Origin of the sequence: Flavobacterium sp. (genome assembly GCF_017985075.1) — a bacterium.
Classification (GTDB): domain Bacteria; phylum Bacteroidota; class Bacteroidia; order Flavobacteriales; family Flavobacteriaceae; genus Flavobacterium.
Genome location: NZ_JAGNYF010000022.1, coordinates 1 through 12,285, shown reverse-complemented (window position 1 = coordinate 12,285; position 12,285 = coordinate 1). Strand labels below are relative to the sequence as shown.

17 protein-coding genes are annotated in these 12,285 nt (G+C 30.5%); all 17 read right to left on the bottom strand.

The features are described from left to right. Positions 1–69: 69 nt before the first annotated feature. Complete coding sequence (locus KA468_RS06100; protein WP_291242051.1) at positions 70–666, bottom strand: porin family protein; 597 nt, start codon at positions 664–666, stop codon at positions 70–72. Positions 667–879: 213 nt separating this feature from the next. Next, the gene (locus tag KA468_RS06095; RefSeq protein WP_291242050.1) at positions 880–1,149 is read right to left on the bottom strand and encodes a hypothetical protein; all 270 of its coding nucleotides are present in this window, start codon (positions 1,147–1,149) and stop codon (positions 880–882) included. A 362-nt stretch (positions 1,150–1,511) separates the two neighbouring features. Next, positions 1,512–2,276, bottom strand: coding sequence for a hypothetical protein (locus KA468_RS06090; RefSeq protein ID WP_291242049.1), 765 nt, complete (start codon positions 2,274–2,276; stop codon positions 1,512–1,514). 67 nt (positions 2,277–2,343) lie between these two features. Continuing rightward, positions 2,344–2,610 (bottom strand): hypothetical protein, encoded by a 267-nt coding sequence (locus KA468_RS06085; protein ID WP_291242048.1) that lies wholly within the window; start codon positions 2,608–2,610, stop codon positions 2,344–2,346. A gap of 372 nt (positions 2,611–2,982) precedes the next feature. Further along, a complete protein-coding gene (locus KA468_RS06080; RefSeq protein WP_291242047.1) occupies positions 2,983–3,285 on the bottom strand; it encodes a helix-turn-helix domain-containing protein in 303 nt (100 codons plus the stop codon). Then, positions 3,263–3,502, bottom strand: coding sequence for a type II toxin-antitoxin system RelE/ParE family toxin (locus tag KA468_RS06075; protein WP_366933128.1), 240 nt, complete (start codon positions 3,500–3,502; stop codon positions 3,263–3,265). The genes KA468_RS06080 and KA468_RS06075 overlap by 23 nt, the downstream gene beginning before the upstream one ends. 286 nt (positions 3,503–3,788) lie before the next feature. Further along, the gene (locus tag KA468_RS06070; RefSeq protein ID WP_291242046.1) at positions 3,789–4,334 is read right to left on the bottom strand and encodes a DUF2306 domain-containing protein; all 546 of its coding nucleotides are present in this window, start codon (positions 4,332–4,334) and stop codon (positions 3,789–3,791) included. A 198-nt stretch (positions 4,335–4,532) separates the two neighbouring features. Beyond that, positions 4,533–5,003, bottom strand: a complete 471-nt coding sequence (locus KA468_RS06065; RefSeq protein ID WP_291242045.1) for a GNAT family N-acetyltransferase — start codon at positions 5,001–5,003, stop codon at positions 4,533–4,535. Between the two features lie 464 nt (positions 5,004–5,467). Beyond that, positions 5,468–5,953, bottom strand: a complete 486-nt coding sequence (locus KA468_RS06060; protein ID WP_291242044.1) for a hypothetical protein — start codon at positions 5,951–5,953, stop codon at positions 5,468–5,470. A gap of 160 nt (positions 5,954–6,113) precedes the next feature. Next, on the bottom strand, positions 6,114–7,160 hold the full coding sequence (locus KA468_RS06055) for a hypothetical protein (RefSeq protein WP_291242043.1): 1,047 nt from the start codon (positions 7,158–7,160) through the stop codon (positions 6,114–6,116). A gap of 220 nt (positions 7,161–7,380) precedes the next feature. Then, on the bottom strand, positions 7,381–7,833 hold the full coding sequence (locus KA468_RS06050) for a hypothetical protein (RefSeq protein WP_291242042.1): 453 nt from the start codon (positions 7,831–7,833) through the stop codon (positions 7,381–7,383). Positions 7,834–8,216: 383 nt separating this feature from the next. Beyond that, complete coding sequence (locus KA468_RS06045) at positions 8,217–9,032, bottom strand: hypothetical protein (RefSeq protein ID WP_291242041.1); 816 nt, start codon at positions 9,030–9,032, stop codon at positions 8,217–8,219. A gap of 191 nt (positions 9,033–9,223) precedes the next feature. Beyond that, positions 9,224–9,688 carry a hypothetical protein gene (locus tag KA468_RS06040; RefSeq protein WP_291242040.1) on the bottom strand — a complete coding sequence of 155 codons (465 nt, stop codon included), beginning with the start codon at positions 9,686–9,688 and terminating at the stop codon, positions 9,224–9,226. A 193-nt stretch (positions 9,689–9,881) separates the two neighbouring features. Beyond that, positions 9,882–10,337 carry a hypothetical protein gene (locus tag KA468_RS06035; protein ID WP_291242039.1) on the bottom strand — a complete coding sequence of 152 codons (456 nt, stop codon included), beginning with the start codon at positions 10,335–10,337 and terminating at the stop codon, positions 9,882–9,884. A gap of 155 nt (positions 10,338–10,492) precedes the next feature. Beyond that, a complete protein-coding gene (locus tag KA468_RS06030; RefSeq protein WP_291242038.1) occupies positions 10,493–11,167 on the bottom strand; it encodes a hypothetical protein in 675 nt (224 codons plus the stop codon). 164 nt (positions 11,168–11,331) lie between these two features. Next, complete coding sequence (locus KA468_RS06025; protein ID WP_291242037.1) at positions 11,332–11,643, bottom strand: hypothetical protein; 312 nt, start codon at positions 11,641–11,643, stop codon at positions 11,332–11,334. A 10-nt stretch (positions 11,644–11,653) separates the two neighbouring features. After that, the gene (locus KA468_RS06020; protein WP_291242036.1) at positions 11,654–12,139 is read right to left on the bottom strand and encodes an NUDIX domain-containing protein; all 486 of its coding nucleotides are present in this window, start codon (positions 12,137–12,139) and stop codon (positions 11,654–11,656) included. Positions 12,140–12,285 lie beyond the last annotated feature (146 nt).

Below are 12,285 nucleotides of genomic sequence, written 5' to 3'. Positions count from 1 at the left end.
CATTTCTAGCAGTAGTAGCGATTCCACCACAAACAACTCAATTACTCAAAACCTCGTGTTACCGCCGGTTTATATTTTGAATCTAACGAAGCATTGAAAATACTGATTGTATTCTTTTGTTTGACCAATCAGTATTCCATTATCATCCGTCCATTCTATTTTACTGGTATAGGTCAACCCATGGTTATATTTTAATCCAATGTCAAAATTCTTGTGGAAATGATAATTAATGCCAACAATTCCTGATAATTCAAATTTTTTGTTGTAGAAACCTGAAATATCATTTGAAAAGTCGGTAGATTTTGCTTTCGCATTAATCATGTATGAAAATTCCGGTCCAACAGAGATGGAAAATTTCTCACCTAGATAAAAGTCAGCTAGAATGGGTAATTGTATATAATTCATTTGAACTCGCACATCATAATAATCATTTTCATATTTCAACTTACCTCCTTTTTGAATATAACCTGGTTCTAGAGATATGCCCCAAAAACTAGCACTTTTATATCCTACATAAGCATTAGTATTGAATGAAAAAATTGGATGAAACACTCTTGTATCACCACCTGTTACTGGTTTTTTTGTTAATCGAGAATTCGCAACATCAAATCCTCCAACTAATCCAAATTTAAAATCTTGCCCAAAAGCGCTTTTACTAAAGATCAAAAACAAGCAGATTAGTTTTAAGAGATTACATTTTATCATGATTCATTTATTTTAGATGAACAAATTTGGTTAGTTTAAATATACAATTTTAGGTTGAATAACCAACTTCTTTTTTTGTCAAAGACTTATTTAGGCTTGTTGATTTTGGCAGATGTAATGCTCTGAGTACTCAACTAACCTAATTTTCGGGTTGATATTTTATCTTTGGATTTATTAATATTCAATTCCTTTTCCACTTTCATAAAACCCGTTATATTTTGCGTTTTTATCTCTTTGTGTTTTCGTGTTTGTTTGAATTTTCACTGTTTTTGGCTTACCCCAAAAGTTTTTAATTATTATTGGTCCAAGGAAAGGTAGAAACCATATAAATTTCTTGTGAAGACTCCTCATATCTTCATTTATATACGTTGTTTTATTTATCCGTTTTGTAACAAAAACGTTGAGTATTATATAAACCAAAAACACAAAGAGTACTACCTTCATGTAATTCAATTTTTATAACGTTTCCTAATAATTATTGTAAAGGTTGTTACTAAAAATGAACCAACATACAAAAGATTATATGCGGTTGACTCGCCCGTGACAATAAAACCTATCAACACTCCTGAAACAAGAAGTCCGAGTACTACAATAATTAATTCCCCAATTTTAAGACGTATTTCCATTTTTATATTTAATTGACACTTAAACGATTCTTTTTAAATGTGGCTTGATGGCTGGCTGTTAAACGAAGAAATCGTTTCTTAAAAATAATACAAGTTTTGTTTCAAGTCCGTTTTCTTGTGAATTTATCAAAGTTCAAAACAACGTGTTTGGAAAATTTGATAGCTGTATATTAGCATTTATTAAAAATATTCAATTTGTCGTTGTTGTTTAGAAAACAACACTTTTTGTTCATCTTTCACAAAATAAATATTCATTTCTATCCAATTTCCAAATTCATCTATTTTATCATATTCAAATTGATTGCAACCTCCTTCTGAATAGTAGATTTGGGCTATATCATGTTGATTTGTATAGAAGTAATACTCAACGTATTCTACTATGCCTTTTCCGTTTTTATAAATTATCGAATCAATCATTTTATCCTTTGAATAATAAATCTCGAAAGTTCTGAAGATGAACCCGTTTTTTTGATTGATTTCAGTTCCTTTTGATCTTAAACCGAAATTATTTTTCTCATATTTATTTATATAATTATAGGAACTATCTTGATCACACACAACAATTGTTGTATCAAAACCACTTTCATCAAAGTAGTAACGATGTATTGTTTTATTCGAAGAATCGATAGCATGTGTTGTGATTTTTTTTATCCTTTTTTCTGATCCTTTAAAATTGTCATAAATGATTGCTCTTTTCTGAATGATAATACTATCTGACCATTCTGTTTCCAAATAGCAATTTCCATTTTGGTTGTAAGAACTAATAATTTTCTTTAAATGCCCAAAATTGAAACTTTTCGAATTATAACTTTCAATTGTTGTTGAGCAAACTTTTACTTTGCCTTTAAGATTAGCGAAATATAGATCATTATAATTATCCTGACCTATGGTAAATTTAGCCATCAATAAGATGATGGTTGTCACAATGGTTTGAGTTCTAGTCATAATTATTAACGTTTTACAGCTATTGGAAGAACGGCTTACTCTCGTATGTGTTCGTACGCCAAATTGCTTACTGCTTTTTGTGCGTATTATCTGTCAATGTTCTATTTTTCGGACTAAGATGATGCATTACGAGTAAAAATAACACACCTTGTGTAAAGCCATTTGGTATAAACTTAACAAATGATTCGTAAAAATCAAATTGAAATCCTAATCCACCTCCGATTGATAAATAAATTATTCTAGAAGAAATCAAACTAATTATGCCGTAAATAATTCCAAATAGTAATGCTTTTGTAAGCGATAGTATAAGATTGTCTTTTGACATCTTCTTCATTATCAAATGGGTTGCGAAAGCGGTAATTATTAAAAATAAAAACTCTAATAATAGCTCGAAAATGAAGTAATCCAGACTTAATATTCTGGTCATTTCAAATTTAGCAAAAATCAATTTTCTAATCAGATCTATTACAATAGATATGAATCCAAAAAACAATATTGCTCTAAAAACTTTTGTCATTCTTTTCAGTTTATTTTAATGTTTTACAAACGCTACTATTGATCCTTTGATTTGCAGCTTCACGCAGGTGGCGATTTCGAAGCACTTCACTGTCAACCAAGCACAAAAGTTGATACGAGGCAGAATGTTCAATTAAGAAGTGAATCCGCTTTTTTGCATAATACCTGTTATAGGATGTTTTTTCTTAGGTTATAGTTTTATGGATAATTCAAGGTTTCCCCCAAGTCCTAATTCGATAATTTTTTTCAAAGTCGAAAGTCTAACCTCTTTAATATTATTTTCAATTTTCGAAATATATGATTTTGTCGTACCAACTTTTTCGGCAAGTTGCTCTTGAGTCATTCCTTTTTCAAGGCGTGCCTCATGTATTAATGCTCCAATTTTAAAGTTTTCATATCCTTCTTCAAGATCGTCACGTTTTTTAGTTCCAACCTTACCGTAATGTTTTTCTTTAAATTGATCTAATGTCTCAGTGTTTTTTTTCGTTTTCATATGCTTCTTTTAGTTTGATAGCTTTTTCAATTTCTTGATTCGGTGTTTTTTGACTCTTTTTTTGAAAACCATTTGCTAAAACAATTAATTTTTCATCATCAAAAAAACAAAATATTCTATAAATGTCACTTCCTTGTTTTACTCTTATTTCATAAAGTCCATCTGTGTTTTCAATATGCTTTAAATACGTTTCAGGCACTCTTGGTAATTCTTCAATTAAATCAAGTGTCCAGATTATTTTATCCTGAACTTTACTTTTTTGCTTTAAAAAAAATCTTCGAAGTAATTTTTATATGTTATTACTGTTTTAATTTTATTTTCCACTTTTCAAATTTACGATAAGTTTCACTAAAGTGCAACTTTTGTTTTTTAATTTATTTATTGAAGCGAGATTATATACAAAAATTGAATCATTTTCATTCATTCATTTTACTCAACGTTTATTTACTAAATTCGGTATCTAAAAAAACTCATTTTTTTAATACAGAAAAATCAACGATCTTTCATATTTTGGGATTATGCAATGTTAGCCCCATTCGTTTAAATTGTTTTTTTGTTACTTTTTTTATTAGTAGGATGAAAATGAACACAAAAACAAATCCTTCTATTGTTCCAACTAGGAACGTATTGTCACTAAATGAAAGTAAAAACTTGCTAATTGTTGGTGTTCGAGCAACAAGTTCTGCACAAAATGCAGCCCAAAGTCCAAGAGCAGCTCCAACCATTCCTCTGATATGAGTTTTCAGTTTTTGTTGTCCCGTCATTTTTGTTATGAATGGTTTGATTCCTAAAAATAAAAAGTACAACGAAAAAGGTATTAAGAAATGAAAAGGGCCAAAAATCATACCCATTTCGTGAACAAAAAGCGCAGAAATATTAACAGAAACTAAAATGGGGATAAAAATGTAACCAGAAATCTTATGGATATTAGAACCAGGTTTTAAAAATAAAATACCAAGTCCTAAAATAAGACCAATTGTCGCTGACGTAAAATGAATTAGTCCAGCTAATGTATGCGAGGTCAGCCAATATTGATTTATTTGATTCATTATTGTTTTTTTTGATTATTGTATTATTATGGTTTCGTGCTTGGCAAAGGGCGGGACTTTTACCACAAAACTTGATTAAATATACAAAAGTTTCATTAACCACAAAACTGTCTTTGGAACACGAATTGCAAAATCAGCGAAGCTAAACACAGCCTTTTGGGTAGGTGCTGTTAGCTGTTCGGACATTTTGTCTGTTCATCATAAGTGTTTCTCCATTTTGATATTTGCTCTTTCGTAAAGTCCACTTTCCAATTCAATTTCTTCAAACCCGTATTTTCTATATAAGTGAATAGCCGATTGCAATATTGTGTTTGAGTATAAAATAAGTGTCGTTATTTGTTTTTGTTTTGCAAAATTTAAGCAATGCTCAATTAATATTGTCCCAATATTGTGTCCCTGTGCTTTTTCGTTGACAGCCATTTTACCCAATTCGTAAACAGTTTCAGTTTTCTTTAAAAGCGAAGCTGTTCCAACAATTTCGCCATCGAGTTTAGCATAATAAATATGTCCGCCTTTGTCTATGATATACTTTTGGGGATTTGAAAGTGATGTAATATCACCTTCTTCTACACGAAAATATTTTTCAAGCCACTCATAATTCAATGTCTTAATTGGTTCAGATAGCTCTTCTGAAAATTCTATGATTTCAACCTCGTATTTGTTACTCATTTGCTGAACTATTAAATTTCAATGTATTCTGAAACTCCCTTCTCGTTTCCGTTTGTCAACCATTCCCAATTTAAACACAGGTTCATCTTTTCTTTGTCAGTCAATGAAATTTTATCTATGGTTTTCCTGCTTTAAGTTGATTGTCGGTTGTCAAGCATTGGTAAAGCATATTCAATTCATCGTCTTTCAAGTCTGCAATAAATTCCCCGTATTTAATAGTTCCACCAAAATAGTCTGCTGTTACAAGATTGTCTTGCTGCTTTTATTCAAAAATTGTGTTCGAGTTTACTTGTCCACTCTCGGAATTATGAATAAGTGCAACCCTTTTATCGTTAAAACTAATTTTACTTATTTCAGTCTCTTGTTGTATCTTTATTGCCTGATAGCTAACGTTTTCCAAATAGGCAAAGGCGCCTATCAAATCTAGTACTTTTTGCGCTTTTGATTATTTGGTGTTATACGTATCATTTAATTTCAGTCCACTCAGAAAACAACTTTTTTTCGTTTGCAATAATACCAACTCTAATTTTCTTTCCAACCCAATCATCACTTATTATACAAAAGCAGGATTTGATTCCTTCGTTTGGTTTTATCAGGTACTTACTAAATTCGATATAATCACACCAAACAACTTGAGTCGTAATTGAGTCATTTTGATTCAATTCAAGGAAAAAGTGGAAAACTCCACAATCATTTTCAATTTCAAGAGTCTCGGTAGAATAATTTTCCAAACTCATAATAAGTAAACCTTCATTTGATATGTAGTGATTAATTTCATAATTTGATTTGTCTGGAGTTGGTTCTAATTCATAAGTATTTTTCACTCTGGCACAGTTCTTTGACAACTCGAAAATGCTATCCAATTTAGATTGCGAATTTGCAGTGAAAGATGCTAAAAGCATAACTGCAACTACTGAACATCGAGTTAAAATACTTAGACTGTTTTTCATAATAAAACTAACGTTGAGGTTTTAGGGTTATTGCGTAAAACGTTTTGGTGCTTAGCGATGTGGCGGTAAGCAATATGCTCGTTTCCGCCATATAGCCAAACACCTGTTATAAGATGCCGCTTTCGGGTGTAACCTACTATGTTCATTCCGTTCGTTTATCCTATTTTAGTGATATTATTTTAATCACTGTATCTTGAATTATATAAAAACCATTAATTTCTCTTGATCTAATAGGAAACAGATTCGGATTAGATTTTATATTTCGTATTTTACTATAATAAGTTACCTTATCTAATATTTTTTTGATTTTGATTATTTTTTTGTCTTTAACAAAACCTAAAAAAGTCTTTTTACCGTCTGAATAAATACAGTAAATATTATTGTTTCTGACAAATGAAGCAGTTGTCATAATATCAAATGTATCAATAATTGTTTTTACACCATTAAAACAACCTTTAATTGTTTTATAAGTTTCTTGATTATAAGCCCAACTAGAATTCTCTATTTGTTCTTTATCTTTAATTAAATACATCTTCTGCGGGTCATCAATTTTGTAAATTTCAGTTGAGCCTCCCATATGAGCTAAACTATTTATTATAAAATATGATTTGTTTATTTTGAAAATATTTTTTGTTGAATAAGATGGGCAAGCAAAAGTTTTTTTTGTTTTTTTATCAAAAAAGTAAACTGAACCTCCGAATTCTCCAGAGCTTATAGCTCTTATTCTGTAAAATGTATCTTCAAAAATTGGAATATCTAAATCAAAATTTAGTGAACTATAAAACTTTCTTTTTGTTGTTTTTTCTGATTCTAAAATCCATTTTTTAGTTTTTAGAGTGAAAAAATATTTTCTATGTTTTACTATACTGTCATTTGAAAAATAGTCTAAATCGTTCGCATAAAGTGTGTCGTTTGTAACCCAAATTGATTGAAAATAATAATCTTTAAAGTTTAATGATTTTGATAATTTTTCGTCAATTTTGAAATTCCTATCTAAGACTGTAAATTCAGGATCTCCCTCATAAGAATCATCGTTTTGAATTATATATTTATCCTCGAATTGAACAACATCTTTTAAATCATATCCGTAATTTATTGAAATTGTATCAATGTCCATTTTTATTTTTTCAGGACTTATTTTAATTTCATTATTACAAGCAAAAAGTAATATTGAAATTAGTAAAAATGATATTTGAATTTTTCTCATAATTCCTTGTGATTTAATTCGTAGTTATTTTTTAATCTGATCGATGTCCCCAAGTCCGAAGCGAGAATGTCAGGCGGTTTAATATAACGTTCCTACGCCTGGCGAAGGAGCCGATTTTTAAAATTAATATTATTTGCGATCAATGATCTTAAGCTTTTATGTTAATCGTTGTTCGTTTAATAGATTTCGGCTTTTTTGCTAAGCGTGTGTTATAGCCAGTTTAATTAGTCTGGAAATATGGTGGATATTCAAATATCTTCTTCTTTTTTAAAAAATTTAATCCAATACCGTTAAAGTATTTAAATGAATAAATTGAATTGTTGTTTTTGTCAAGAAACTCGACAATCGTTTTATTTCCTTTATGAGTTATTTGCGAGTTGTGAGTGAAAAGTACTTCTATAAATTTTTCAAATTCCTTGCGGTTTTCAATAATCTGATTATATGAAAATTCTGGAATTTCTTCAGTCCTATCAATATGAAAAGTAACTCTTGTTTCATCAATTTCGATCATAAAAAACAATTTTCTATCTTCTTTTGCTGACCAATACCTTTCATATCCAACAAAGTTTAATTTTTCCGGTTTTAGTCTTTCATTCATGCCTAATTTAGGTTGATTAATATTTTTTAAAACCTTATTAATTATACTATATATTTCATCAAGTTTTTCGGACATGGCTTATTGGTTATAACTTATATATACGCTACAAAGTTTCGCCAATCCACCAAATTCTGGGTGTATATGCGCTACTTTTGTTGTGTTTATTCAAATATACTTTTTTTCTTCAACTCACCAAAAGGGCTTTTTTCATTCCTACCCGCTTTGATTGATTCAACGAACAATTTTTCTATAGAAAAAACGAAATCCCGACCCCCGATTGGAGCGGCATCATTTTCCTGCTGCCTTCGAGTCCCGACGTTTCGGGATCAGGTAGCAGGGAAATATACAGCGGAAAGCGGGAAATGGGCGCCAAAAAGTCATTCACCATATACCTAACCCTTTCTTTCAGCTGAAAATCAGCTCATTAAAGCTTGAAAAATCACGCTTTTTATTTGATTTTAGTTAAATATAGTTATGTTTTCTAATAATATTTCATTTTTAATTTCTTCATCTAAAAGTACATATTTCAACACATTTTTTTCTTTATCAAAATAAATTTCTTGAGGAAAATAAAACGATTTATCTGAATATATTTTTTGCCAAAAAAGCTTTCCATTCTCCATTTGATATATATTATTTCTAATACCCTTTTTTTTCTTGCTGAAAATTAATTTTGAAGTTAGAATACTATTTAACTGCTTATCATATTCATCAAAAAGCTGATCAATTTTATCTAAATCATATGAAATTTCTTTATTTACAAACGGGTTTAATTTTTCTAAGAATAATGGAATGTTTTCTTTGGTTTTTTCATAAAAATCTCGGCCATATCTATCTCTTACCATTCCACGTAAATTGTGAATGTACCAATATTCATTAGCCCTTCCCTCTTCATAAGCTTTTTGTAAAATAGGGAAAATGAATTCACTAACTGCTCGAACTAAATTATGTGTAACAATAATATTTGGCGTGAAATTGTTTTGATCTCTAGACTTTATATTACAGCCATAACAGAATCCAGTAGGATAACCATGGTATTTGAACATTAATACTATTTTTTTAATATTTTGCCTATCCATAATATCAGATTCAACTGTTTTTTTTCCTCTAACAGATTGATCATTTTTATGTAATTTATTCCAATAACTTGAAATTTCAGTAGCGCCTTTCAATGAAGATATTTCTTTTTCAAGTTCACTATTACTTTTTTGACCAAACGTGAAAACACTAAGTAATAAAGAAATTAATGTGAATGCATTTTTCAAATGTGTCATGGTTTTATTTTGTTACTAACGGTTGTAGGCTTAAAGAAAGTTTGGAATAAATTACCATTCTTTTTATTAACCAATTAAATATATAACTAATTCCGCAATTTATCACAAGCGACACTACTTTTTGCTATTGATTTTATAAATTAATTAGCTTTAACGGTTTGGCGCTTGGACTTAAATGTTGTTTTGAAGTTTTATCCGTAAATCGAAAGCAAATATTCTTTAACAATTTTCGCTTCTTCTTCAGTTTTTAGTATGTGATTCCTCCCCTTTTTTACATATATAATAATTGCAACTTTTTCGGTTTCAATTTTCCGAGATAATCGCTCAGTCTTATACTTCTCACTCGTGAATGTGTTAAAATATCCTGTCCCATCCCCTTCTTTTCCTGCTAGTCCTTGATGCACTTGAAATGTTACTGGATAATCTAATCCTTGAATTTGAATATTTTTAAACTTCCATACATACCCTTTTCTTTTTGTGTTTGGTAAATTAGCAAAAAGAGAGTCAATCATGATACTCGATTCGTTACCAGTCATTTGAAAATTTAGACCACCACCTGTAATAAAATAAGTTAGGTTAATTTCTTCGGAATTTTGTGAAAATGAAGAAAAGCTTGTGCATAAAGTTAAAGCGATTAAAAGCATTGATTTTTTCATGATAATAGTTTTATAGATTTCAATGAATAACCCAAAATTGGGTTTCGGGTTACACTTTTTGTTGTTGGGAAGGGTTTCGGCTAAACTAGTACCGGACTTTAGAAGAACCAACAGCCAAGCTACCTTTAAAGTTTATTCGAATTCGAAAAGTTTCTGCCAACATTGCGGCAAACGGCTGTTAGCTGCTGGCATTTTATTCATCCTTAAGTCTTTCTATATTTCCAATTAATTCAGGTCTAAGTCGCCAAAATAATTTTTTTCCTTTTATCCATATTGAGTCATTGTCTCCAACTTCCCATCCTGCAAAATCTGCCCAATAAAAAAGTCCTTCTGATTTCATTAGTGTTACATCATAAATAACTGGGTCAGTATTAGTGTCAAATGGTCTAAAATTAAATTGTTCAATCTCTTCAAATTTTAATTCCAATACTGTTGTCGGTCCAAACTGTCGTTGAAACAGAAGTGATGCAGTCAGTTTATTGTCAAAATGCATAGCAAGTTTTTCGTCCACAAATTCTCTTGTCGTGATGTATATGTCACGCAAACAACTGTCGTGGAAGTAGCCATAAAGTTCCAATAGGTATTTTATGTCAGTCTCGTCTTTTATTTCTGTCCACATACTGGTTTTATCTATTAGTGTTCTGCGCAATGCTTGCGGCTAACGTTTTGGCGCTTGGCGAAGAAGCGGATTTCGAAACACTGAACTTTCTGCCAGCACAGAACTTGATACGAAGCACAAAACTTCATTTAAGCACTGAACTGCCACTTTTACCAAACCCGTGTTAGCGGTTCTGCTTTTTGTTCCTAAATATGATTCAAAAATTCGCCCCATTTATTGTTCAATATTTTGATGAATTTAGAAATTGTTTCCCTTTGTGTCTCAGGATAATTTGCACTTTGCTTTTTTAATTTCCTACAATAACCATAAATTATGTGTTCTACTTTAGTTGTTTCAACGTTGTCTTGTTCTAAATGAATTTCAAGTAAAACAATATCAGTCCAAGTTTCTAAATCTTTGCCTGTGAAACATTCCTTATTGTCAAAATATGAAGCAAACTCTTGGGTGTTGTTTTCTACATATTCTTTTCCTGCAAGTCCAAGTCCTTCGGAAAAATAACCATCTGATTTTATGTAAGTCTTAGTTACAACCTTAAAATAAAACGGTCTTGATTGTTTGTTTTTTGCAGTCAAACTGTCAAGTAATGCAAGTGCTTCATGGTCGTTGCTTAAATTCCAATCGTTGTCCAGATAAATGTCTTTTGCAAGTTTAGACGTTTTCTTGTCTACGATAAAGTTGTCAAAGTTGCATTTGCTAAATTCTTTGTAAGGTTGTCCGCCAGCACCATTTATTTCATTGCTGTCAATATTCAAACTGTCAACGTGAACCATTTTGGTTTTTTCATCAACCACGTTTTTGTTTGTCCGATTGTTACAAGCAATCAGTCCAAATAATAATAAAATTATTATCGTCCATTTCATTGTTCTGTCGTCTTTTAAGCTTACTGCACAACGTTTTGCGGCTTTGCGAAAGTGGGGAAATCGAAGCACGAATGTTCAAATTAGCACAAACGTTCCATAGAATTCCCAATGTTCAAATTAGCACTGAAGCCCCACTTTTGCAAAACCGTTGTTAGCCGCAGTTTTTATTTGTGAGCTTGTTTTAACGTTCCTTTCAAATTTATAAATTGTCCGTTTGGCAATGTAACATTTGAAAACACAATTTCATTTTCATAGTCTTGAACTTGGGTAATTGTCTTACCATTTTCTTCTTTCCAAGTGACTTGAAATAACTGTGGTCTTAGTTCTACCATATTCGTTTCTACTGTTTCACTTATGTTAACAACATTACCATTTTGTTCTATAATTGTAAATGTTAGCGAAGTGTCACTATGAATGTCCAAAGTAGCCTTTGCCATTCCTAAGTCAATTTTAAATTTGTTGCCTATTATATTCATTTCTGTTTGTTTATGCTAATACATTGAGTTTGTTTAACCATTCTTGAACTTCAAATTTGTTGTTTTTTGAATAGCCCAAAAGTTCAGTTTTCTGAACAATTTTATATTCGTCAAGTTCTTCGTTTAATTCTATGTTTCCTGTCGCTACTATATGGTAAGCAATTACGATTTGATTTGCTTTTGGAAAAGGGAATACACCAAGAAAATTTGATTTAATTGTGTTAAGTCCAAGTTCTTCTTTAGCTTCTCGTTGAGAAGCAATTTCTGGTGTTTCGTCTGCTTCTAAAAAGCCTGTAATAATTGAAAAAATTCCTTTTGGTGCTAGTTTATTGTGAGCTAAAACAATTCCTTTGTCTGTTTCAACAACAATTCCAACAACTGGTATTGGGTTATTCCAATAAATAAAACCACAACTATTGTCAATGCAACAAAGTCTTTCTTTTTGGTCAATTACTTTTTTGGTAAGTGTCTTACCACATTTTGTACAGTATTTCATTTTCTGTCTGTGTCGTTTATAAAATTCTGACTAACGTTTTTATAACTTGTTAAATATCAATTATTTGAAAAATTAATTTCATTAGTCTTAATGTCGAATTTAGCAATTTTATTTTGAAGTTCACGAACTATTCTTTTTCGCTTTTG